The sequence below is a fragment of the Ureibacillus sinduriensis BLB-1 = JCM 15800 genome, from assembly GCF_000772955.1.
GTDB lineage: Bacteria > Bacillota > Bacilli > Bacillales_A > Planococcaceae > Ureibacillus > Ureibacillus sinduriensis.
Genome location: NZ_JPVO01000046.1, coordinates 122541 through 145429, shown reverse-complemented (window position 1 = coordinate 145429; position 22889 = coordinate 122541). Strand labels below are relative to the sequence as shown.

The following is a 22889-nucleotide window of genomic DNA, read 5'->3' as shown; positions in this document are numbered from 1 at the left end:
CCCATCTATTGAGACACAGTCGGAGGAGTAGACGATGAAATCTAAAATTCAGTTTATATTATCAATGATTATTTTTGCTACAATTGGTTTAGTTGTAAGATATATCGATCTCTCATCGAGTGAGAGAGCTTTACTAAGTAGTTTCTTAGGATGCATATTTTTATTGATAATATTCTTTATAATGAAGAAAAAAATATCATGGAATATAGTTAAATCTAATGCATTATTTTTGATTCTTTCAGGTATAGCACTAGGGGGAAATTGGATTTTTCTATATCAATCATATGACTATACGACAATTGCCAATGCTACGCTAGGTTATTATTTTGCACCAGTGTTTGTGATGATTCTTTCACCTATCGTACTTCGGGAACAATTGTCTATAAAAAAAATGGTTTGTATCGGAATAGCAATCATAGGTATGTTAATGATTGTAGGAGAAGGGGTAAGTGCATCAAAATCAAATGATATACTTGGGCTTTCCTTTGGATTGATTGCAGCTGCATTTTATGCTGCGTTATTGCTTCTAAATAAATTTATTAAAGATATGGGAAAGTTAGAGTTGACCATCATTCAACTTGGAACAACCACATTACTTCTAATGCCATATGTTTTCCTTACTGAAGGTTTTGGTATCTTTGAAGTTTCAAGCTCTTCCATTCCTTTTATATTAATTTTAGGGATTATCAATACAGGAATTGGTTTTTGGTTATTTTTCTCTGGTATGGAAGGATTAAAAGGACAGAGTATAGCTATGCTAAGCTATGTGGATCCATTTGTAGCAATATTAATTTCTGCCATTATCTTGCAAGAACAAATGACAATTGTTCAAATACTTGGTGGTTTACTACTATTAGGCTCTACACTGGTTAGTGAAATTAAATCTATAAGATTTTCAAAACGACTAATGAAAACACCAGCTGAATAACTTTAAAAACAGTGTGAGGCGTTGGTTTCATACTGTTTTATATTTTATATGTTTTAGATACGAGGTCTAATTTTTAGGGCAGAGAAAAATTGGAGGAGAGCTTATGAATCAAAAACGATTATTACTTACTTATGGATTAGTGTTTTTTATCATGGTTCTTTGGGGACTCAATGTTGTTATAATTAAAGTTTTGGTGGAAGATTTACCTCCTCAAACAATGACTGCATTTCGAATTATGATAGCTGGTATTACAGCTTTAAGCATCATCATTATTAGAAAATCTTTTCGTCGTTTATCGAAAAGAGAATGGCTTTATACACTACTTGGAATGGTATTTGGTGTAATTCTACATCATTTATTTATGGCTGTAGGTTTAACAATGATTGACGCCTCTAATGCTTCTTTAATTCTTGCATTAGTACCGCTTACAACAGTATTACTTTCCGTCATCTTTTTGGGTGAACAATTAACAAGGTGGAGATTGATAGGTATTATCCTAGGATTAACGGGTGTCTTTTTTATTCAAGGCAGTTCATTCGGTGCTATGCAATTTTCTCGAGGTGAATTGTATTTATTTATTGCTATGCTTGTTCAAGCCATTAGTTTTATTTTTGTAAAAAAAGCGACAGCAACACTTGATTCAAAACAGGTAACAACGGTAATGTTTTTAGCAGGCTCAATTGGTTTATTGGTAATTAGTTTTATTACTGAACCTGGGGGAGTCGAAGCAATGACATCAGCCCCTTTATTTATTTACTTCTTATTTATCGTTTCAGGTATTGTGGCAACAGGTGTTGGATATATCGTTTTTAATGAAGCTATTAAACAAATAGGTGCAGGACAAACAGTCATCTTTAATAACTTTGTTCCGTTTTTTGGTCTTACATTCTCGGCTCTTTTCTTAAATGAAAAAATTACAGCTTCACAATTAATTGGTTTTGTGTTTATTGTGACTGGGATTCTTTTTGGCACAAGTTATATCGAAAGACAATGGGAGAAAAAGCATAAACAGATTATTAATAAATTATAGAGGATAGGTCAATGAAATAAATTTATTTGTTGCACTTACTGGTAGCTATGTTGAGGAACGATCTTCAACAATCGGGCGCGTTTGTTGAAGTAGGGCCATTTATAATGGTCTTTTTTATTTGTCTAGTAAGGATACATATTCGACCACTAATACTTATCACCTATCGATAAACCAAAACCAAATCATTCAATAAATATTTACAACACTTCTAGAATAATTATGATATACGTAAGAAAAGGGGGATGGCGGGGGTGTTCAATTATAAAAAAGTGGAAATGGGTAGGAGGAATCCTAGCGGTAGTCTGTGGTATAGGAACAGTTGGTGGATTTATATTAGAACAGACAGAATATGTAGCTGTGAAAAAAATGGTCCCAACTGTGCAACCAGTGGAAGTGAATTATCATGATATTAAACCTGATCCCGAAGTGTCTGAAATTACTCCATTATCAAAAGAAGAGGTTCTTGCTAAGTTTCCGATAGCAACGGGTGAACAAGCATATGAAAATGGGCGTTTCCTATTTATAGAAGGACAATCGGATTATGCAGATTATTATTGGCTACAGCCGTCAGAATCTTTTGAAGATGCGCGGGTTATATTTAAAGATGGTGAACTCGCAGCGGTTAAATTATGGCTAAAAGAAGAGAGCGATTTAGATAAAGCATTTGAAGCTTTTGGTATTGCTCACGGATTCGTTAAGGCTAGAAGAATGAACGAGTTTACATATGTCTATGAGTATGCGATTGAACCGATGTACTGGTCACATAATATCAAATCATACCCTTATGAAACTGAAAAATGAATATAAAATCAAGCTGAAAATAAATTATACTTTGCTGAGTAGCTTATTCCACAATCGGGCGCAATTGTTGAGTAGAATTGTGTATTTATTCATGAATAGGGCCATTTAATGGAGTAAAAGAATGCATAAATCCCACTTTTATATGCATAAGATTAAGGTTCCGGCAGAAAAACGCGGAAAATATACGCTAAGCCAATTTCTGGATTGGACAAGTCGATTTTCATTACGATAAGGTATCCATCATACATTCCATTTTTGTTAAAGGGGTCTCCCTTTGAAGACTCTTCTTTATTGTTTCCTTTTTACAATCGCTCCCGTAAATATAATTAAAATACGAGTTAATTATTAACCTCATTAATAACCATTTGTATTACATGATGTGCAGGCATTGAAAGTCCATCTCCTTTTCTCGTGCAAATTGAGATAGGGTTTTTCAACTCAATCCCATCTACATTAACTTTTGCTACGTCGCCACAAGCAATATATTCTTTTACTTCCAGAGATGAAACAAAGGTAACTCCGTAACCTTCCATAACAGCCCTAATCGTTTCATTTAATCCATTAATTTGTAATCCAACAGTCGGTTGATTTACGTTGTTTATTTTACATAACGAAACTAACTTTTCACGTACAGAACTGCCCTCCTCTCGAAACACAAATGGCTCTCGTACAATTTGTGCTAAAGTAACCTTATTTGAAGCAAACTTATGATTTTTATGTACTACAAACCACATTTCATCTTCAAATAATTCCCTCCTGTTTATTAATGGATGGGACTCTCTTCTCCCACCAATGAAAGCTATTTCTGCTTGATAATTAATTAATTGATCAATCGCTTTAAGCGAATTAGTAGTGGTTAATTCTACTTCAACATCGGGATATCTTTGTTTGTACCTCGCTAGCCATTTTGGTAGCAGAAAATTTGCTGGAAGATATGTTGCGACAATTCGAAGCTTTCCAATAGAACCATTTTTATATTGTTCAATATAGGATTCAATTTCTGCTTCAAGCGAAAACAATCTTTTAGTGTGTTTAGCAAGTTGAATCCCTGCTTCAGTTAATAAAATTCCTCTGCCCCTTGGAGCTAATAAAATTATACCAATCTCTTGTTCTAATTTTTTGATTTGTGCTGTTACTGCAGGCTGACTTATATTAAGCTCCTCAGCAGCACGAGTAACATTGCCTTTTTCAGCTACTATGTGAAATAGCCTCAATGCATGAAGATTCATTTTACACCTCTATATTCATAAATAAAAGTTATTAATATTAAATAAATATATATTAGATTTATCGATAGGTCTCCTTTATTCTAAGATTACAAAAACTGATTCGCAATAAAATTTTCTTTTTGAGAGGTGAAAAGGGACTAGATTGGTGCCCTAGTAATGATGAAATTTATATGTATTGACTGTGGTAAGGAATCGTCTTCTAGCGAGTTTGAATATCATTGTACCTGTGGTGGGCTACTTGATATAGTGCATGATTTCCAACGATACGATGCTGACTTATTGAAACATTTATTTAAAGAACGACTTTCTGAACGTATGACGCCTTATGCGAGTGGGGTATGGAGGTACAAAGAGTTAATCTTTCCTGAGTTACCTGACAACTGTATTGTCACAAAATATGAAGGGAATACAGGGTTATATACTTCAGAATTACTACAGAATTATACCGGTCTTAAACAAGTTTTTGTAAAAGCACAAAGTGAGAACCCTAGTGGTTCATTTAAGGATAACGGTATGACTGTTGCTGTTTCTCATGGTAAATCCTTAGGATATAAGAAATTTACTTGTACTTCAACTGGAAATACTTCATCTTCCTTAGCGATGTATGCTTCGATTGCTAATGCAGATTCTTATGTTTTCGTTCCAGATAAAGATATATCTTTAAATAAAGTCCTACAGACAGTATCTTATGGTGCAAAAGTATTTAGTTTTGTGGGGACTTATGACGATGGCATACAATTTTTAGAGAAACATAGCAATGATCTTGGATTATATGTATGTAATTCAATTAATCCATTTAGAATTGAAGGGCAAAAAAGTATCATTTATGAAATCGCGCAGTATTTGAACTGGGAATTACCTGAATGGATAATCGTTCCTGGTGGAGCTTTAAGTAATGCAACAGCATTAGGTAAAGGATTACATGATTTATTTACACTAGGATTAATAAATAAGATGCCACGAGTGGCAATTGTTCAAGCAGAGGGTGCCAGCCCATTTCATAAAATGGTATCTCAAGAAAAAAGGGAACTTACCCCTGAGCCTTTTCCATACACTCGAGCTTCCGCGTTGAATATTGGTAATCCACCAAGCTGGAAAAAAGCGTTACATACTCTAATCCAAACACGAGGGATTACAATTTCAGTAACGGATGAGGAAATTCTTGACGCAAAAGCTGTTATTGATAGAAGTGGTATTGGTTGTGAACCTGCCTCAGCAGCAACAATCGCCGGAATACGTAATTTAGTTTCTAAGCAAGTAATTGATAAAGAAGAATCGGTATTATGTATCTTGACAGGAAATATTCTGAAGGATACGGATATTTTAAAGTATTATCATCTTGGAGAACATACCTGTGCATCATTTAAAAATACAATACAACATTCCAGACTAACACTAAACAGCATTAGAGAAAACATGATAGAGAAAAAATAGAAAAAGACAGAAATGAAATTTACAGATGGTAGACTAATCTTTGAATTTATAAAATCACCTAACGGATTGGGCCAAAACAATCCTTCATTCTTCTTTCTTATTACAAAAGGAATGAATCGGCTACACTAAGTTGGACAGATGATATAAGGGCTAATACACTAAACATACTAACCTAAGGGAGCGTGCTACTATGTCACGTCAACGTCGAACTTTTACACCAGAATTCAAACTTCAATTAGTGAAGCTTTAGGTTTCTTAGCATGCCGCGTCCAACCGCTACAAGATCGGCATCTTCATTCCCGATAACGGCATTTGCCAAAATCGGGTCGTCCAATCGTCCGACGGCTATCACAGGAACGCCAAGAGCTTGTTTAATATCCCGTGCTAGTGGAACCTGGTAAGCGGCATGTGTACCCGGTCTTCCCGATGCAGAGATCTGTCCTTCTCCACCTGAGGAGATATGGAAAATATCCACTCCTACCTGTTGATATTGTTTGGCCATTTCGATGCTTTCTTTGATTCCGTATCCACCTTCCACATACTCTTGGGCAGAGATACGCATAATCAAGGGCATACCTGAAGGCATTTCACTTTTGGCCGCTTGGAGCACTTCTCTTCCAAACCGTGTTAAATCCTTCCCATATACATCATCCCGTTTATTTGTTAAAGGGGAGTGGAATTGATGGATTAAATTGCCGTGGGCACCGTTAATCTCAATGGCATCCACCCCTGCTTGAACGGCACGTTGAACCGCCTTGCGGAACTTTTCGACCATATCCTTCACTTCGTTAGTAGAAAGGGCTCTCGGTGTTTTTGAATTTCCATCGAATGGAATCGCGCTAGGTAACTTGCACGGCAGCATCCTCCGCTTTACGTCCTGCGTGCGCAATTTGAATGCCCACTTTTGCACCGTATTTGTGGCACGCTTCCACAATTCTTGCCAGGACAGGGATTTGTTCATCCGACCATAAGCGCAGGTCAAAGTCGGTAATCCGACCATCCGGCTCCACATCGGTCATTTCAATAATGATGAAACCTGCTCCGCCTATTGCTCGATTTACATAGTGCAAGTAATGCCAGTCGTTTGCAACGCCATCCTTCTTTTCCACTGAATATTGGCACATTGGGGGCATCACTAACCGGTTTTTTAATTCCAATCCTTTAAATTCAAAGGGGCTAAATAAATGGTTCATCATCAAAAGTCCTTTATTCTCCATATTTTTAGGGGATGCAAATTGTGAATCCATCAATTTTATCACTAAAATATTGAGCAATCCAAAATGATCACTTATCACAAGTGACATCAGCAATGTTTATTACCTAAAGAAGGGATTTTATTTATTGAAACGAATTACTTAGGGAGACATGAATTGAGAAAAGGAGGGGCATCAGGATGGAAGAGAGTTGCATTTATGAATACGAAGAAAAATTGCGCCAAGCGATGGTGGAGGGGAATGTGGAAAGTCTTGATAACCTCATCAGCGATAATCTTACATTTGTTAGTCCCTTTGGCCAAATCGTAACCAAGGAAGACGATCTTAATTCTCATCGGTTGGGAATCGTAAATATCACGGATATTGAATTTATAAATCAAAAGGTGATTTCACTGGAAGATGGTGCAGTTACAATAACAAAGGCCAGGGTACAGGCCACCGTTGCAGGAAAACAAAGGGAAGATGAAATGTATTATACAAGAGTGTGGCAAAAACAAAAGAATGGTGTTCAAGTAATCTCGGGACATAGCAGTTTTGTTCAAGAGTAGCTGTATACTTTAAATCAGTTAGGATACAAATTATAATTACTAAATAAGAAACAGATAACAATCTATTTCAGGATTAATAGTATCCTTTATAGAAGAAATTCGGGAGATTCAAATTATGATAAAACTCATTTTTCCATTACTGGCGATGATCGGCGGTATGGCACTTGCTGTCCAAAGTCAAATTAATGGGGGGTTAGGGAGAAAAGTTGGTGTTATCGAGGGGTCCTTTATTAGTTTTTTTATTGGCACCTTGGCTTTATTATTCATTTTAATATTTTTTGGCAGAGGGGAAATTTCTGCTATCTCTACCGTACCAAAGTGGCAATTGTTGGGCGGTTTGTTGGGCGCCTTTTTTGTGATGGTCCAAGTGATTGCCGTTCCGAAAATCGGCGTCTCTGCTGCGTTAATGGCGGTCATTGTCGGGCAAATTGTGCTTGGCGCCATCATCGACCACTTCGGTTTATTCGGCGGAACGGCCCATCCCATCGATGCAAGGAAACTGATAGCTTTGGTATTGCTGCTATTCTCATTATTTTTGTATAACAGTAAATGAAGAAACTCTTTGAAAAAGAATGATGCCGCAATTCGGGGACGGGAACTTCATTAAATACCGGGGGGAATGAGGATGAGTATTGATCATGTGTATCTAAAAGTAGTGCAAGAGAGGTTTAAAAGTGTCAAAGAACTTGGAGATAAAACAATAAATCAACTATCGGAAGAGGAGATCCATTGGTCTTATAATAAAGAATCGAATAGTGTTGCCGTAATCGTAAAGCACATGGGTGGAAATATGATTTCCAGATGGACCGACTTCTTAACGTCGGACGGGGAAAAGCCCGATCGAAATCGCGATGAGGAGTTTGAAAATACAATTGCATCCAAGCAAAATATGATTGAAATTTGGGAAAAAGGCTGGGGTACACTTTTTGCTGCATTGCGTAATTTGGGGGAACAGGACTTATTGAGGACGATCACTATTCGCAGTGAAAGCCATACGGTAATAGATGCGATTGAACGACAGATGGCGCATTACGCCTATCATGTAGGGCAAATCGTCTATATCGGCAAGCAAGTGAAAGATAAACATTGGAAGACCCTGAGCATCCCGAAAGGATATTCTCAAAAATATTTGGAAAATATGCAGAAGAAACATAAACAGTAATGATTCAATTTGCAATCCTTAGGGTTGAATCCGCTTAATAATCTAATCCTGTGTTTTGGCACAGGATTTTTTTCATATTCAGTAATCGGGCACAGTCTTATTCCTCGTAGACTCTACACAGTTTAACTTACGCCTCAAGGGAGTTGCCAGATTGCGGAACAGCTTTGAAAGGAAATGGGAATTTATGTTAGAGTATAGAGAGTGGAGGTATTTATCAACCATGACAAAACCAAAAAAATCATCAATCGCTATAGAAACTGTATTTTTATTTATCTCTATATTTGTAAACATGCTCGCCCTTCCAGTAGCATTTTTCATAGCAATTATGGCTGCGGACGCTTCTGATAGCATGACGGAAATGATCATGGCTTTTCTGTTTGTTCAGGGAATTCCACTTCTCCTTCTTGCTGTCAGTCTGTTTCTCTTCCTAAGCAGAATTCGGCAGAACCGCAAGAATGAGGAAGCCCAAAAGGAGGAATGAGGGATGAAAAGCGATCCTGAACCGTTCACATATTCTGAGCATACAAGAAAAAGTGTGGAATAAATGATAAAGCAAAGGAGTGTGAAAGATGAGGAAAATAGTTTTAATGGCACTCTTAGGAATTTCTATTTTGGCAGCATGCAATTCATCAACATTGAGCTTTAGCGAAATTGAAAATGTACCCAATAATGTACAAGAGAAGGTTGACGCCACTGTAAGACTCCAATCAATCACGGACGGAGGAAAAGGATACTACATCGTTTTTCATTCTAGAGGAGATGTGGAAGCTAATTTGGAAACAGAAGGGAATACTGTAACAATAAAGTTTAATGAAACCAATCCACAAGCTGGCGTTGTGAAACAAAATACATATTATTTAACGACAGATCGTGAACACGATACAATCGATGTTCAAGTAAATGGCGAATCAATCCCCTTTGATAATGTTATAGCTCAATAATAATTAAGAGAGGGAAAATAATGCGATAGTATAAAAGGAATTAGATAATAAACAGAAATCCATTTGAAGGTAACCTTAAAATGGATTTTTTTTTGCCAACACACTGCTTAACAATAATTTTAAATTATATAAAGGATTAGCCGGTGTACTTGTAGAATAATTGATATGCCCATTGTTAAATTATTCCTAAAAGGAGGATGTAATATATGAATGTCTATTCCAATGGTATTATCAAACAAATGGATTTGGCTGTTGATTCTATTATCAAACTAATAGAGTGTCTGAGTGAAGAAGAGCTCAAAATTAAACCGAACGAGGATAAATGGTCGATTGGTGAACTCCTTTCACACATATCGGTTCTATGCAAAGCGGATTTCCTGATAGGAGCTGGCGCTTCTGAAGAAGAGCTTGACCGATTTTATGCAGAGGCAGAACCTGAAGAGAATAAAACGGCTATTATCGAGGCCCTTATCGTAAACTATACTTATTTAAAAGAAGGCATAGCATCTATGCAGGAAGAGGAGCTGTTACGGGAAACGACTTCGTTCTTTGGGGTGACTCACTCTCGATATGAATGGCTGTTGGATACGCAAGCGCATCTGTTTCATCACCGTGGGCAATTACACTCGATGATGGTGCATGTGTTAAAACGAGAACTAAAGGTCCAATTGTTTGAGTAAACAAATTCAGGACCTTTTTAGTTTGTATAGAATTAATAACTCTAGAAACAGAACGGCAAGTTTTTCCTTAGCCGAAGATTTTTAAGGGGGAGAAGCTCAATGAAAATAAACAATCAGCAATTTAGTGTGAATGGGCTGACGTATACAATCAGGTCGGCAATTAAAGAGGATGCCAAGGATTTGAGCGAAATCAGGTTGCAAATTGATGGGGAGACCGAAAATCTCGACAGGGAAAAGGGTGAGTCATACATCGATGCACAAGGGTTTGAACATTTAATCAAAACGGATACAGAAAGTGAGAAAAACTTGTTTCTAGTTGCTGTGGTTCACGATAGAATCGTCGGATTTTCCAGATGTGAAGGGAATTTCTTAAAACGTTTTGCCCACAAGGTGGAATTCGGAGTCGGGGTGTTAAAGGATTATTGGGGCTTTGGGATAGGCAAAAATTTGCTAAAAGAATCGATGGCTTGGGCAGACTCAACCGGGATCAAAAAAATAACGTTAAATGTTCTTGAAACAAATGAAAAAGCGATCAACCTTTATGAAAAATTAGGTTTTGAGACGGAAGGCATTTTGAAAAAGGACAAACTTCTTTCGGATGGCAATTACTACAATACCATTGTGATGGGGAGATGGTTGAATGACGGGGCAAACTGAATTTACATACTTACACGTTAGGGAAATATTGTGTTGGTCCTAAATACAAGCAGCATCTCCTTCCAATGAAAAAGGCAGCCAAATAGCTGCCTTGATCTATTTTTAGTTATTGAAAATCATCTAGCATGTTATTGCGTGGGTTTAGCGGGTCGTTTGCCGGCTCTGTGTTTGTCGGATGAACCGGCTTGTCGACTGGACCGGCAACAGGACCTTGCTTCATATCGTTCATCGCTTCTTTCATGACCTGTTTCGAATCGGCGTCTTTGTTTATCGTCGTCGCTTCAATTTTATGATCAAGCTTCTGAAGATATTTGGCAGCAAAGTCTTTTCCGCCAAGACCGAATGATAAGCCGAAAGCCAGTGCAAGTGCGCCGAGCGTTAAAATGAATGCGGCATTGACAATGGAAGCGGCAAGGCCGAGCTGGTCAAGAGCCATAAAGATTGAAATCGCGATAATCGCTACCTGTGCAACAGTGGCAAGGAATTTATAATGCGGTCCTTGAAGAATCGTGCTAAGCAGTTTCTTCACAAGACTGGCGAGCCACAAGCCTACTCCGAGGATGACCAGGGCAGCAATGACATGAGGCAGGTAGGCAATGACAGCTGTCGCCAAAGTAACCATGAACTCAAGTCCAAGAATATTAAGGGCTTGCACCACAAACAACAGGACGATAATGACTTGCGAGACATAGCCGATCACTTGGGAGAAGCTCAAACCATTGGCAGATGTTGCAGGCTTGTTTAGTCCCATAGCCGAGAAGTAGGAATTGAGCCCAATGCGTTCCAATAAAGTGGAGATAAATTTGCGCACCCATTTTCCGAGCCATACACCGATCAACACCAAGAATATCGCGACAGCAATATTCGGCAGCATCGTCAGGACGTCGTTAAGCATGGCAATGGCCGGGTCGGAAATGCCTTCAATATCCAATCGCTCGAGCGCAGCGATGACTGTTGGAATGAGAATCAGGACAAATACCACTGTACCAATGACGGATGCCAGGCTTGTCCCTGTCAATAATCGTGTTAGACCGAGTTTTGCCGTTAATTTTTCACTTCCGATGGCTTGCAGGAAATTCGTTACGATATCCCGAACGATTTTCGCGATGAACCATCCTACTAATAAGATGAGTGCGGCTGCGAGAAGTTTAGGTAAAAATGCCAGGATACTTTCCAGCATACCAGTGAACGGACCGGCGATTCCGTTAAGGTTTAAGGCACCGAGTACAGCTGGCAGGAACAGCAGCAATGTCAGATAGAAAACGACTATGGCCACCTGATCCATCAAATCGGCGGGCTGCACTTTATCATCTGTTATATTCCACTTGCGCATTTTTTCATGAACTCTCAAGGTGCTGCCGCTTTTTCGGATCAACATGCTCAGCCCGGTAGCGATGAGCCATGCTACTAAAAGAATTAGCGCTGCTTTCAAAATGCTTGGCACCGCGCCCATAATGGAGGAGAACATGCCAACGAGCGGTGAAGCGATAATGTCCAAATCTAGTATGTTGAAGAATAATATAAAGACGAACACCATTAGAAGATAATAGATAATCTTGCTGATTATTTTTTCAGAAGAATACTTTCGATTTGCACGATTGGGGAAAACCTTGTCATCCAAGCTCGTTTTGCGGAGCCCCTTCAAGACCGCCTTTTCGATTGCTTTGGCAATGAACCATCCAACCAATAATACGAGTAGTGCCAATAAAAAGTCGGGCAGTTTAACCCAAAGGTAATCAAAATTGTTCCAGTAGCGATTATTGTCCAATATCTTCACTCCTTAATAGAATTATAGATTGGGAATACTTTTCTTTACCCAATCCTTTTTCGTGTAAACAGACAATGGAGCAACCATCACCTTGATTTTTAATCTCCAAAAACAGATTATTTTTGATATATAATGAAAATAGAATACAATCTGAAAGTTTAAAAGGGATGGATGTTACATGACGAAGTTACCAATTATAATCGATACAGATCCGGGGATTGATGATGCAATGATGCTCACTTTGGCATTTGCCAATGATGATGTATTGGACGTGCGATTGGTCACAACTTGTTCGGGTAATATTTCGCAAGACAAGACAAACTACAACGCGCGTACCTTCTTAAGCTACATAGGGGCGAGTGTCGAAATTGCACGTGGATTGGAAGGGCCCTTTTTCCGGGAGCTTGAAGTGGCGGAAGATATTCACGGGGAAAGCGGCTTCGGGAATGTAAAGTTTCCGGCGCCGAAGTTGCCGGTAAGCGAACGCCCAGCTATTACGGCCATGCTGGAGACGATTATGACGAGCGATGAGAAAATAACTATTGTGGCAACCGGCCCGTTAACGAACGTGGCGGCATTGCTCCTTGCGCATCCTGAGGTGAAACCAAAAATCGAACGGATTTCCTGGATGGGCGGTGCAGCAGTCGGGGGCAACATGTCACCGGTGGCGGAATTCAATGCATATGTGGATCCTCATGCAGTTGAAATCGTGTTCCGTTCCGGTATCCCAATTGTCATGAGTGGTTTGGATGTAACGCATAAGGCATTTGTCACAATTGATGAAGCGGAAAACATTTTGCGGATCGGCGGCGAATTTGCGGACAAAGCTTACCAACTTGTGACCTACTATTTGGATGTCATGAAGAAAACACCTTTCCATGAGGAAAATTATGACCAAGTACTGCATTTTCACGATGTCTGTGCCGTCATGTATTTATTAAACCCGGAATTATTTGAAGGCCAAAATTGTCATGTTGTAGTTTCGCTTGAAGGCATCACAGCCGGAGCAACGGTTGTGGACTATACGAACCGTACGGATAAAGCACCCAATGTGCACGTTCTTCACACAGTAAATCGCGAACAATTCGTCGCGGAATTTATGAAGGCAGTGGAAATTATTTCGGCGAGGCTAAAGTAGTTTTGCTTCCAATGTAAAAATGTGGAGCCTATCATCCTGCAAGAAGCATGTTTTGATATCCTCAAAGCATGCTTTTTTGCTATGGGCTGACATTTTTTTTGAGTAATATCCATGAAAATGGCTGAAGCTGGGAATGAGGACATGAACCGATCGTATGCAAGGATTTTCACGATTGCCTCTCATTTCACCAAACGTTTGGAAAAATGAGGGTTAACCATTGTCATGTTGGGAAAAAATAATATGAACGAAAAATAAGATAGATGCTTTGGCCGGAAATGGGCTGGAAAGATCTATGAAGGAGGTTCATATAACATGGGAAACACAGGGCGAACGGTTGGTGAATTGATGCTGGATCAGTTGTCTTTGTTCGGCGTAAAAAGAATATATGGAGTGGTGGGCGATGCGACGCTTGGGCTCATCGATGCACTGGCAAAGCAGGACAAAATTGAATATATCGCGGTCAAGCATGAGGCAACGGCCGCGTTTATGGCATCGGCGGAAGCAAAACTGACGGGTGGGCTTGGCGTATGCACCGCGACGATGGGGCCGGGTGCAACGAATCTACTGAATGGACTCGGTGATGCTTATGCAGACAAAGCGCCTGTCCTTGCAATCACAGGACAGGCGGCAAGTGACAAGATTGGCACGGAATATCCTCAGTACATTGACCAGCAGGAGCTTATGAAGCCTTTTGCCGCTTATTCGGCCAATCTGGCAAGTCCGGATGCGACAATTGAAATTCTTCAAAAAGCCGCGCGAACATCACTCGGCCAGCGGGTTGTGACACATATTTCCGTTCCGAAAGATATTTTCGAAATGCCGGCTAAAGGGGAGCCGCGCCCGATGCCGGATGTGATAGAGGGCGCTTCCATCTTCACGAAAGAAAGCTTGGAACAGGCGACACGCATTATGAAAACTGCCAAGCGGCCAATGATCCTTGCCGGCTCCGGAGCCGCTTTAGCATCGGATGAGTTGGAGAAGCTTGCTCATTTATGGGGAGCCGGCATTCTTGCAAGCTTGGGCGGAAAAGGCTTGTTTGACGAATCTTCCGCGCATGTTTTGCAAGGGATTGGCGAAGGGGGCAACCCTTATGCAGGCGAGCTATTTAAGGAAGCGGATGTAGTCCTTCTTGCGGGTACAAAATGGTGGCCGGAAGGGTATGTGCCGACGGATGCACGGATTATCCAGATTGATCGCCATTTCGATAAATTTGTAAAAGGTATTCCTGCAGAACTTGGGATCATCGGCAAAACAGAAGATGTCCTCCCATTCTTGACGGAGGGCCTCGAAGGATTCTCACGCTCAGAAGATTGGGTGGCCCGATGCACGGAAGTAAAAGGAAAATGGGCTGCAGAAAATGAGAAGGAAGGCAATACCGAGGGGTATCCTGCCCACCCTGCACGCATTATCCGTGCCATTGACCGGACCGTGGCACCGGATGCCATTCTTGCACTGGATACAGGTGATAATACGGTGTGGACGAATCGCAACTTCCGTCAAAAAGAACAAACTGTATTATTCTCCGGCTACTGGCGGACAATGGGCTTTGGCCTCCCAGCCGCAATGGCTGCCAAGCTTGCAAAACCCGAAAAACAAGTAGTCGCGGTAGTGGGCGACGGAGGCTTGCAAATGGTGCTTGCGGATTTGTTGACAGCTACCCGTTATGGGCTGGATATTACGGTCATTGTGTTAAATAATGAGAGCCTGCAAATGGAAAGAGACAAACTCGAAGCGGCGAAGAAGAAAGAAGTAGGGGTGGATTTAACCAACCCTGATTTTGTCAAACTGGCGGAAGCCTGTGGATGGACAGGGTTGCGCGCCTCCAACGATAGCGAGCTGGAATCGCTGTTGGAAGAAGCACTCAATACGAAGGCTCCTACATTGGTGGATATCCGTACAGCCCAAGTATTCTTCCCGGAAACAAAATAAATCGAAGTGGTGATCGCGTTGTTGGTCACCACTTTTTTATGACTGCGTGAAAGAACGCGTCCATCTAAAAGCAGTAAAAATGAGAAGGAAGGATAACCCCCCTTTTTGTTTTAAGCGATTTCTTGAATATGTTTTTGACACGGAATGACTTTAAGTGCAGGATACCGCTTCTGAAACACCAAACAGCCACTAAAGATTTTAAAAAGAGCAGAAACTATGGTCGGTAGAAAGCAAGTTAGTTAAACAATATAAAATGGAGTATGATGGTGTTGAAACTACAGTCTATCGATAAAGGAAGATGTATATGAAGAATCGATTTTCAATTGGAGAGATGGCTAAACTTCATCATACTACGATAAAAACATTAAGATACTATGATGAAATCGGACTGCTGGAGCCTATTCAAACCGACAAGAAAAATGGATACAGATATTATTCTACCGAACAATTTGAACAACTTAACTCCATTCACTACTTAAAGCAGTTAGGGTTTTCTTTAAATGAAATCAAGATACACCTGCAACATCGGGACATTAATGGCTTTTTGGATTTGTTAATGAAGCAGAAAGAATGGACTGAGAATAAAATTAAGGAATTGGAACGGGTGAACCGTCGCTTTGAAAATCGTATTAAAGATATAAAACAGGCAAGAGAAATAAGGGAGTTGGGGGTTGTATCCATAAGGGCAATCAAAGAGAGAAAAATTGTGCGGTTAATGGACAATATCACTTCGGAACCTCAATTGGAAGTCTCCTTGCGGCAATTAGAGAACCTATCCGATATGAACTCCTCCATATTTATCGGGGGAGTAGGTTTAACAGTAAGCATTGATCATATTTTCAATAACAAATTTAACGAATATAATTCGATATTCATTCTAACCGAGGAAGAGGAGATTCAAAGTGCTTTAGCGACGACACTTCCCGAAGGCATGTATGCATGTATTTATTATAACGGGAATCACGGCGACTCCCCCTTGCACTATAAAACCTTGCTGAGCTATATTGAAGATCATGGTTTCCAGGTGACCGGGGATTCCATTGAAAGAACAATCATCGATCATTATATTTCAGGAAGCGAACAAGATTATCTGACAGAACTGCAAATACCAATTAAGTGTTGACCCTCCCCTAACAGGAGGGTCTATATTTTTGGTTAGAAATAATATTCAAACGGAGGAAAAGTTATGTTTGGGACAATATTTAATACAGTGATGATAGTAATTGGTAGTCTCATTGGCAGCATTTTTAAGAAGGGGATCAAAGATAAATATAATCATATTTTAATGCAGGCTATGGGATTGGTGGCAATGGGATTGGGAATAAATGCATTAGTGCAGCACTTGCCTTCCAGTAAATATCCTGTCCTTTTTATAGTAAGTTTAGCTATAGGTGGATTGCTCGGTCAAAGGCTTAATTTAGAAGCGAAATTTAATGCTGTAGTCAATAAATATTCGAAGGGCAATTTGGCAGAAGGGTTATCAAGTGCCATTCTTTTATTTTGTATTGGAACATTATCAATACTAGGTCCTGTAGAGGCGGCATTAAAAAAGGATTACACGTATTTGCTTGCAAACGGAATGTTGGATGGAATTACCTCGATTGTTTTAGCCTCAACGTTTGGAATCGGGATAGCTGTTGCGGGAGTTGTATTATTTGCCTGGCAGGGATCGATTTATTTCATTGCATCGTTAATGAAAAACTCCATAAATATGGATCTTCTAAATGAAGTTACGATTGTAGGAGGTATATTGATTTTAGCGTCCGGGTTAAGTATTTTAGATATAAAGAAATTCAATACTTTGAATCTTTTGCCGGCATTAATGGTGCCTCCTATCGTATTTTTAATTATTCACTTAACCCAACAGTAATGCTTGGCTTAATTTTGAGGCTGCGTTACGGAAGAAGGGATTAATTGAATGTAATCGAGGAATCCACATGGGCACTTTAGTAGCGGTTTACCTATATAATATAGCTTTAAACAATGATTGGAGGGTCTAATTCATGAAAATTGCTGTAATTTCCGATATCCATGGCAATATAGATGCACTGCAGGCGGTGCTGATGGATATTCAAAATCGCGGGATCCAGGAGATATATAATTCGGGTGACAGCCTATATGGTCCGCTATTTCCTATCGAAACTTATGAATTGTTAGGAAAGGGGAATATACGAAGCATCCGTGGAAATTGCGATAGAATTTTGCTGGATGCCGATACAGGCAATCCAACGGTGCAGTATGTACAAGATTTATTGGAAGAAGAGCATAAGGAATGGCTTTCCGCTTTACCCTTTTCATTGCAAACCGACGATTTTTACTTCTGCCACGGTACGCCAGCTAGTGATGAACGTTATATGCTGGAGGTAATGGGCCCGAATGGCTCCATGCTTAAGGATACCGATGAAATTTTGGAATTAGTTCATGGAATTTCGCAGGGCATTATCTTTTGCGGACATACCCACATACCTAGGGTTGTCTATTTACCTAATGGCAAAATCGTTGTGAATCCGGGGAGTGTCGGACTTCCAGCTTATGAAGATGAACTACCGGTGTACCATAAAATGGAGTCAGGTTCCCCTTATGCAAATTATACAATAGTAACTAAAAAAGAAAATGAGTGGTTCATAGAACAAATACTTATTCCTTACAACCGCGAGGCAGCAATCAGGCAAAGTGAAAAAAACGGCAGAAGTGACTGGGTAAAAGCATTGCAAACTGGGAGAATGTAAGCTCTCCCGCAGGAATTGAACACACTTTTCCCATCAACCCTATAAACTTCCCAAGTAAGGTGGGAGAAATTGAAGGAAGACGGGCAAGATCATTACCTCATTTTTAGCCCGCCTTTAAAGTGCAAATCCTCAGGATAGCCATACATAATTTAATGACTATCCAGAATTCAATTCAACCTGTCTTAATTGTTGCCATTATTCCGTCTTACTTCATAATCCGTTCAATCGGCGTGTGCGATTGCGCTCACCTCGATTAGTTGCTCCGGGAACGCCAAGTAAGTCACGCCGATGAGGCTGCCGGCCGGGCGGTGCTTTCCAACATATTCCTTAAATAACTCGATAACCGTCCCGGAATGTTCCTGCGGATTAGTTAGATAAAGTTCCACATAAGCAAGGTTGGATTTCGTGACACCAAATCCTTCCAATACTCGATCGAGGTTTTCCAGTGTTTGCCGAGCTTGTGCCTCAATATCGCCATTGCCAACGAACATTCCCTCGGTATCGTGGGAAAACTGTCCTGAAATATAAATCGTGCCATTGACGCTGTATCCTTGGGTAATGCCGTGATCCCAAAGGTCGTGATTGTAAGTTTTAACATTCTTCATTTTTTTCTCTCCTTTATTTCAAAGTAAAGTAAGTATAAAATGGACACAAAGAAATAAATAGTACGCACTTTATTGATAGCTACTACCAGAAAGGATAGTGTCGATATGAGCATGGCGGATTTTAAAGAAGCGGGTAATATCCAGGAAACACCTTTCGGCTATACATTGTCGGTGATTGGCGGCAAGTGGAAAATGCTTATTCTTTATCTCCTGGCGGAAGAACAACCTGTCCGCTTTAATGATATGAAAAGAAAAATAGGCGCCATTACCTTTAAAACATTGAGTACGCAACTGAAAGAATTGGAAGCAGACGGAATGGTTATACGGAAAGAATATCCGCAGATTCCACCTAAGGTTGAGTATAGTCTCACACATAAAGCAAATACACTGTTGCCCATTATGGAACAGCTATGTGAGTGGGGAGAAAAAAATCGCGACAATTCACTTCCTCCTGTATAGCTGGTGGATTCACAATCAAAGAGATTTATATTTTGATTTATTTCGTTGTTACTGAACGAAAGCTATAGTGAATCTTAAATAATAATCCGGCATCTTCCTGGACTGAGGAAGATGCTTTTTTTAGCCGCTAAGCAGGGATAATAGGTAGATTATCGAATAAAGGATTTATCGGGTTCTGGTAAAACTGAAAAGAAAAAAAGTTAGAGAGGGGTTATGAAAATGAAAGCCGTCATCCAACAGGAGTTTGGCAGTGCAGATGTCCTTACCTATACGGATGTGGACCTGCAAAAAGTCGGGAATAATGAAGTGCTCATAAAAGTGGCATATACAAGTGTTAATTACGCAGATATAAAACAACGCCAAGGGAAAAAAGGGGCGAACGATTTTCCGTTTACACTGGGACTTGATGTTTCAGGGACAATAGAAGAGGCCCCTGCCGATTCCGCTTTTTCAAAGGGGGATAGAATCATCGCTTTCCCTATAGGCGGATCATATGCAGAATATGTTGTTGCGAATACTCAATTGGTATTCAAAATTCCGGATAACCTGTCATTTGAACAGGCGGCCTCCATGCCAACCGTATCGATTTTATCTTACATTCTCTTGCATCAAATTGGCCAAGTACAACAAACAGATACAATCGTCATACATAGTGCTGCTGGCGGGGTGGGTTCCATGCTTGTCCAATTGGCAAAACTAGCGGGTGTCCAAAAAATTATTGGGACTGTGGGCAATCTGGAAAAAGAGGATTATGTAAAAAGATTGGGCGCTGATGTAATCTGCACTTATGATGACTTTAAGGAGGAAGTTTTGAGGCAAACGAATAATCAAGGTGCGAATGTGATCTTTGATTCGGTTGCGGGTGAAGTTACCGGCAGCAGTCTTGAATGCCTGGCTTTTTACGGCACACTGGTCCAATTCGGCAATAGCAGTGGCAAGGCGGGTACTTTCAAAACAAGTGATGTACATAACAGCTGTCGAAATATCAAAGGTTTCAGCCTAGGTACAACAAGAAAACATAAACCGGCAAGTTTGGCATCTGTTGCCCAGAAGGTAATCGACTTATTTGCTTCAGAGCAAATCATCCTACCGGTTGCACGAGTATTTGATTTAAGTGAGGCCGCACAAGCGCATAAGTTAATTGAGAGCCGCAAATATGAAGGGAAAATCTTGATTAAAGTATAAAAAGAGCCTCCCGCAAAGCTTTTAAATCTATGAAGCTGTCTTTCCAGGGAGTAAAAAGGTGAGTGGATAGGCAATGAAAAAGTCGTTGATCCCCATCAAATACGCTTTTATTATTTTGGCAATCTACCAATTGTACAGCATCTTTGTAAATTGGGGGCATGACGGGTCGAAAGTGGCCATATCGGTTGCCATTTTTATTGGTTGCACGGTGATGATCTTCGTAGAGCGTCTTCTAACAAAATAATTCACTTGAATAATGGGAGTCATCTAAAAAGTCACTTAGCTCTTCGTGTGCTAAAGTGATTTTTTTATAATAGTAAATAACTCTTATAAGTATGAGCTCAAATAGCTAGTCTAATAGGATATCTAACTAATTTTTTATTCAGTTGATTTTTCATCGTGAAATTATGTAGTATGTATACTCAAGATTGCACCATTTACAATTATTATGGAAAATCACGTTCAACAAGTTGCCCCTTTGGGCGTGTACGAACGGACAGTTAATAGAATAATTGTATAGTATAAACTGTTAATAAGGTGGTGAGAGGACTTGGAGAGATTCAATCCATTATCAAAATCGCTCGATAATGAGCCGAACGAAGGAATACTATTATCGCAGTTGTCTACTATTTTCTGGATTCTTTTAGTCTATATAGGAGCAGTAGTACTGCAAAACATTCAACAACCAACTTTTCTTTCCAGTTTAATCTTTAGTTTAATTTTAGGATCCCATGCAGTGTTATATTTTTTCTCAAGTTCCATGTTTCTGGGGAAGGCGTGGTATTACTTTTTTGTACAGGCGAGTTTGTTGTTTATCTCTGCTTTTTTACTGCCAAAAGGATCCCCAGTCGTATTAATCGGTTTACTGCCGGTATTAATAGCACAGAGCATCATAGTTCTAAGTAGCAAACTAAAGGCTATTTTATTTTTTATAGTTTCTTATGGATTATATTGCGTTGCTATGGCAATAAATTATGGGGCAAGTGAGCTTCCGATGTTCATTCCCATCTTCTTTGTAATCTTGCTAATCATCATTGTTTATACGGTTAGCTACAACCGCCAAGTTCGGGCAAGAGAGCGGATGGAATTTTATTTGCAACAGTTGGAAATGGCCTATCAAAAAGTGGAGGAACTAACTTTGTTAAATGAAAGACAGCGAATGGCCAGGGATTTGCACGATACTTTAGCACAAGGGCTGGCAGGTCTCATTATGCAATTGGAAGCAGTAAGTATTCATATAAACAATGGTAATGTTGCTAGATCGAATGAAATTATTCATCATGCAATGCAACAGGCCAGAAAAACGTTAAAGGGTGCCCGGACCGTGATTGATAACTTGAGGACAGAAGTATCGGAGGATGCAGATTTTCAAGGGGCGGTGTTGAAAGAAATAAAGAAATTTGAAGAAATAACAGGCATCCATGTGGAAAAAGAAATTGATCAGGTTTATTCATTTTCTAATTTATCAATGGAATATGGTATTTATATAATCCGCGAATCCCTGAACAATATAATGAAGCATTCAAGGGCAGATCAAGTGCGGATAAAGATCAAATCCAAAGATGGCCAGTTGTATATGGAAGTTACTGATAATGGAATCGGATTCTCTACCAAAAATGTTGGGAAACAAACCGGGAAATATGGCCTCATAGGCTTACAAGAGCGTGTAAGGTTAGTAAGAGGCAAAATAACAATAGAGAGTATACCGGGAAAAGGGACGAAATTGATTATAACAGTCCCTATGGAACAGGGGGCATAGGCATTGAAATATGAAGTGCTAATTGTGGATGATCATTTGGTAGTAAGAGAAGGGCTAAAATTAATTTTGGAGACCAATGATTCGTTCCAAGTGATTGGTGAAGCTAGTAATGGTAAAGACGCACTGGATATCATCAATAAATCAAAACCAGATCTAATTTTACTTGATTTGTATATGCCCGTAATGAGTGGGTTAGATACATTGAAATCAATGAGTGAATTAAACATCAAGATTCCCGTTATTATATTAACTACATATAACGAAGACGACTTGATGGTGAAAGGAATAGAGTTAGGAGCCAAAGGTTTTTTATTGAAAGATACAAGCAGGGAAAATCTGTTTAGAACGCTAGAGTCCGCAATCAGGGGTGAAACGCTCTTGCAACCTGAAGTCATGGAGAAGATCTTAAAATATAAGCAGGAGAAATTTGGCAACCATACCCACCAATCCGCACATTTGACAGATAAAGAATTATTTATTTTACAGACAGTTGCGAAAGGATTTAAAAGTAGGGAAATTGCTTCTGATATGGGGATTGCCGAACGTACCGTCAAAGCGCACCTAACCAATATTTACAATAAACTAGGTGTTAATTCCAGAGCGGAAGCTGTTGCGGTTGCAATCGACCAAGGTTTATTTCGCTTGCTAGATAAATAAATTGCCCAAACGTACATAGGGGGCTTACCCGTATGT

24 protein-coding genes and 1 pseudogene are annotated in these 22889 nt (G+C 39.7%); 21 read left to right on the top strand and 4 right to left on the bottom strand.

Features of this window, described 5'->3' with window-relative positions; all coding sequences use genetic code 11:
• Positions 1-34: 34 nt before the first annotated feature.
• From CD33_RS07220 to CD33_RS07210, 3 genes are all read left to right on the top strand, one after another.
• Positions 35-928 carry a DMT family transporter gene (locus CD33_RS07220; RefSeq protein WP_036199525.1) on the top strand — a complete coding sequence of 298 codons (894 nt, stop codon included), beginning with the start codon at positions 35-37 and terminating at the stop codon, positions 926-928.
• A 103-nt stretch (positions 929-1031) separates the two neighbouring features.
• Positions 1032-1958 (top strand): DMT family transporter, encoded by a 927-nt coding sequence (locus tag CD33_RS07215; RefSeq protein WP_036199522.1) that lies wholly within the window; start codon positions 1032-1034, stop codon positions 1956-1958.
• Positions 1959-2315: 357 nt separating this feature from the next.
• On the top strand, positions 2316-2759 hold the full coding sequence (locus CD33_RS07210) for a hypothetical protein (RefSeq protein WP_140422971.1): 444 nt from the start codon (positions 2316-2318) through the stop codon (positions 2757-2759).
• Positions 2760-3097: 338 nt separating this feature from the next.
• Here CD33_RS07210 and CD33_RS07205 read toward each other — a convergent pair whose 3' ends face one another.
• Positions 3098-3988, bottom strand: coding sequence for a LysR family transcriptional regulator (locus CD33_RS07205; RefSeq protein WP_036199518.1), 891 nt, complete (start codon positions 3986-3988; stop codon positions 3098-3100).
• A gap of 159 nt (positions 3989-4147) precedes the next feature.
• Here CD33_RS07205 and thrC point away from each other — a divergent pair, with 159 nt between their 5' ends.
• Positions 4148-5422, top strand: a complete 1275-nt coding sequence (gene thrC / locus CD33_RS07200; RefSeq protein WP_036199598.1) for a threonine synthase — start codon at positions 4148-4150, stop codon at positions 5420-5422.
• Between the two features lie 250 nt (positions 5423-5672).
• Here thrC and CD33_RS07195 read toward each other — a convergent pair.
• Positions 5673-6615, bottom strand: a pseudogene (locus tag CD33_RS07195) (NADH:flavin oxidoreductase/NADH oxidase); the annotation flags it as partial.
• A 200-nt stretch (positions 6616-6815) separates the two neighbouring features.
• On the opposite strand from CD33_RS07195, the gene CD33_RS07190 reads away from it, so the two are divergent.
• The 7 genes from CD33_RS07190 to CD33_RS07160 all read left to right on the top strand — a co-directional run bounded on the left by CD33_RS07190 (position 6816) and on the right by CD33_RS07160 (position 10624).
• Positions 6816-7184, top strand: coding sequence for a nuclear transport factor 2 family protein (locus CD33_RS07190; RefSeq protein ID WP_036199516.1), 369 nt, complete (start codon positions 6816-6818; stop codon positions 7182-7184).
• Between the two features lie 115 nt (positions 7185-7299).
• Entirely contained in the window at positions 7300-7737 is a 438-nt protein-coding gene (locus CD33_RS07185; protein ID WP_309299194.1) for a DMT family transporter, read from the top strand.
• A 72-nt stretch (positions 7738-7809) separates the two neighbouring features.
• Entirely contained in the window at positions 7810-8346 is a 537-nt protein-coding gene (locus CD33_RS07180; RefSeq protein WP_036199514.1) for a DUF1572 domain-containing protein, read from the top strand.
• A 220-nt stretch (positions 8347-8566) separates the two neighbouring features.
• Positions 8567-8827 carry a hypothetical protein gene (locus CD33_RS07175; RefSeq protein ID WP_140422970.1) on the top strand — a complete coding sequence of 87 codons (261 nt, stop codon included), beginning with the start codon at positions 8567-8569 and terminating at the stop codon, positions 8825-8827.
• Between the two features lie 88 nt (positions 8828-8915).
• Positions 8916-9287, top strand: coding sequence for a hypothetical protein (locus CD33_RS07170; RefSeq protein ID WP_036199511.1), 372 nt, complete (start codon positions 8916-8918; stop codon positions 9285-9287).
• A 206-nt stretch (positions 9288-9493) separates the two neighbouring features.
• Positions 9494-9967, top strand: a complete 474-nt coding sequence (locus CD33_RS07165; protein WP_036199509.1) for a DinB family protein — start codon at positions 9494-9496, stop codon at positions 9965-9967.
• Positions 9968-10066: 99 nt separating this feature from the next.
• Entirely contained in the window at positions 10067-10624 is a 558-nt protein-coding gene (locus CD33_RS07160) for a GNAT family N-acetyltransferase (RefSeq protein ID WP_036199505.1), read from the top strand.
• Between the two features lie 106 nt (positions 10625-10730).
• On the opposite strand, the gene CD33_RS07155 is transcribed toward CD33_RS07160, so the two are convergent.
• Positions 10731-12392, bottom strand: a complete 1662-nt coding sequence (locus CD33_RS07155; RefSeq protein WP_036199501.1) for a mechanosensitive ion channel — start codon at positions 12390-12392, stop codon at positions 10731-10733.
• Between the two features lie 178 nt (positions 12393-12570).
• Here CD33_RS07155 and CD33_RS07150 point away from each other — a divergent pair, with 178 nt between their 5' ends.
• The 5 genes from CD33_RS07150 (at position 12571) to CD33_RS07130 (ending at position 18188) form a co-directional block, all read left to right on the top strand.
• Entirely contained in the window at positions 12571-13530 is a 960-nt protein-coding gene (locus CD33_RS07150) for a nucleoside hydrolase (protein ID WP_036199499.1), read from the top strand.
• A gap of 312 nt (positions 13531-13842) precedes the next feature.
• Complete coding sequence (locus CD33_RS07145) at positions 13843-15459, top strand: thiamine pyrophosphate-binding protein (protein ID WP_036199497.1); 1617 nt, start codon at positions 13843-13845, stop codon at positions 15457-15459.
• A 304-nt stretch (positions 15460-15763) separates the two neighbouring features.
• Positions 15764-16582, top strand: coding sequence for a MerR family transcriptional regulator (locus CD33_RS07140; RefSeq protein WP_036199496.1), 819 nt, complete (start codon positions 15764-15766; stop codon positions 16580-16582).
• Between the two features lie 63 nt (positions 16583-16645).
• Positions 16646-17329, top strand: a complete 684-nt coding sequence (locus tag CD33_RS07135; protein WP_036199494.1) for a DUF554 domain-containing protein — start codon at positions 16646-16648, stop codon at positions 17327-17329.
• Between the two features lie 133 nt (positions 17330-17462).
• Positions 17463-18188 carry a metallophosphoesterase family protein gene (locus tag CD33_RS07130; RefSeq protein ID WP_036199493.1) on the top strand — a complete coding sequence of 242 codons (726 nt, stop codon included), beginning with the start codon at positions 17463-17465 and terminating at the stop codon, positions 18186-18188.
• 221 nt (positions 18189-18409) lie between these two features.
• Here the strand turns inward: CD33_RS07130 and CD33_RS07125 are convergent, their stop codons facing one another.
• A complete protein-coding gene (locus CD33_RS07125; RefSeq protein ID WP_036199491.1) occupies positions 18410-18793 on the bottom strand; it encodes a RidA family protein in 384 nt (127 codons plus the stop codon).
• Between the two features lie 105 nt (positions 18794-18898).
• Here CD33_RS07125 and CD33_RS07120 point away from each other — a divergent pair, with 105 nt between their 5' ends.
• From CD33_RS07120 to CD33_RS07105, 5 genes are all read left to right on the top strand, one after another.
• Positions 18899-19252 (top strand): winged helix-turn-helix transcriptional regulator, encoded by a 354-nt coding sequence (locus CD33_RS07120; protein ID WP_036199489.1) that lies wholly within the window; start codon positions 18899-18901, stop codon positions 19250-19252.
• Between the two features lie 219 nt (positions 19253-19471).
• Positions 19472-20437: a quinone oxidoreductase family protein gene (locus tag CD33_RS07115; RefSeq protein ID WP_036199486.1), complete on the top strand. Its 966-nt coding sequence runs from the start codon at positions 19472-19474 to the stop codon at positions 20435-20437.
• A gap of 73 nt (positions 20438-20510) precedes the next feature.
• Positions 20511-20681, top strand: coding sequence for a hypothetical protein (locus CD33_RS20155; protein WP_156967303.1), 171 nt, complete (start codon positions 20511-20513; stop codon positions 20679-20681).
• A 306-nt stretch (positions 20682-20987) separates the two neighbouring features.
• Positions 20988-22196 carry a sensor histidine kinase gene (locus CD33_RS07110; RefSeq protein ID WP_036199484.1) on the top strand — a complete coding sequence of 403 codons (1209 nt, stop codon included), beginning with the start codon at positions 20988-20990 and terminating at the stop codon, positions 22194-22196.
• 3 nt (positions 22197-22199) lie between these two features.
• On the top strand, positions 22200-22853 hold the full coding sequence (locus CD33_RS07105) for a response regulator (protein ID WP_036199482.1): 654 nt from the start codon (positions 22200-22202) through the stop codon (positions 22851-22853).
• Positions 22854-22889: the final 36 nt, after the last annotated feature.

What these genes read in the sequence shown, in the direction of transcription:
- CD33_RS07165 (WP_036199509.1), top strand. Translation starts at nt 9,494, where the DNA reads ATGAATGTCTATTCCAATGGTATTATCAAACAAATGGATTTGGCTGTT.
- CD33_RS07130 (WP_036199493.1), top strand. Translation starts at nt 17,463, where the DNA reads ATGAAAATTGCTGTAATTTCCGATATCCATGGCAATATAGATGCACTG.
- thrC (WP_036199598.1), top strand. Translation starts at nt 4,148, where the DNA reads ATGAAATTTATATGTATTGACTGTGGTAAGGAATCGTCTTCTAGCGAG.
- CD33_RS07180 (WP_036199514.1), top strand. Translation starts at nt 7,810, where the DNA reads ATGAGTATTGATCATGTGTATCTAAAAGTAGTGCAAGAGAGGTTTAAA.
- CD33_RS07150 (WP_036199499.1), top strand. Translation starts at nt 12,571, where the DNA reads ATGACGAAGTTACCAATTATAATCGATACAGATCCGGGGATTGATGAT.
- CD33_RS07160 (WP_036199505.1), top strand. Translation starts at nt 10,067, where the DNA reads ATGAAAATAAACAATCAGCAATTTAGTGTGAATGGGCTGACGTATACA.
- CD33_RS07115 (WP_036199486.1), top strand. Translation starts at nt 19,472, where the DNA reads ATGAAAGCCGTCATCCAACAGGAGTTTGGCAGTGCAGATGTCCTTACC.
- CD33_RS07215 (WP_036199522.1), top strand. Translation starts at nt 1,032, where the DNA reads ATGAATCAAAAACGATTATTACTTACTTATGGATTAGTGTTTTTTATC.
- CD33_RS07145 (WP_036199497.1), top strand. Translation starts at nt 13,843, where the DNA reads ATGGGAAACACAGGGCGAACGGTTGGTGAATTGATGCTGGATCAGTTG.
- CD33_RS07140 (WP_036199496.1), top strand. Translation starts at nt 15,764, where the DNA reads ATGAAGAATCGATTTTCAATTGGAGAGATGGCTAAACTTCATCATACT.
- CD33_RS07125 (WP_036199491.1), bottom strand. Translation starts at nt 18,793, where the DNA reads ATGAAGAATGTTAAAACTTACAATCACGACCTTTGGGATCACGGCATT.
- CD33_RS07175 (WP_140422970.1), top strand. Translation starts at nt 8,567, where the DNA reads ATGACAAAACCAAAAAAATCATCAATCGCTATAGAAACTGTATTTTTA.
- CD33_RS07135 (WP_036199494.1), top strand. Translation starts at nt 16,646, where the DNA reads ATGTTTGGGACAATATTTAATACAGTGATGATAGTAATTGGTAGTCTC.
- CD33_RS07190 (WP_036199516.1), top strand. Translation starts at nt 6,816, where the DNA reads ATGGAAGAGAGTTGCATTTATGAATACGAAGAAAAATTGCGCCAAGCG.
- CD33_RS20155 (WP_156967303.1), top strand. Translation starts at nt 20,511, where the DNA reads ATGAAAAAGTCGTTGATCCCCATCAAATACGCTTTTATTATTTTGGCA.
- CD33_RS07170 (WP_036199511.1), top strand. Translation starts at nt 8,916, where the DNA reads ATGAGGAAAATAGTTTTAATGGCACTCTTAGGAATTTCTATTTTGGCA.
- CD33_RS07220 (WP_036199525.1), top strand. Translation starts at nt 35, where the DNA reads ATGAAATCTAAAATTCAGTTTATATTATCAATGATTATTTTTGCTACA.
- CD33_RS07205 (WP_036199518.1), bottom strand. Translation starts at nt 3,988, where the DNA reads ATGAATCTTCATGCATTGAGGCTATTTCACATAGTAGCTGAAAAAGGC.
- CD33_RS07185 (WP_309299194.1), top strand. Translation starts at nt 7,300, where the DNA reads ATGATAAAACTCATTTTTCCATTACTGGCGATGATCGGCGGTATGGCA.
- CD33_RS07120 (WP_036199489.1), top strand. Translation starts at nt 18,899, where the DNA reads ATGAGCATGGCGGATTTTAAAGAAGCGGGTAATATCCAGGAAACACCT.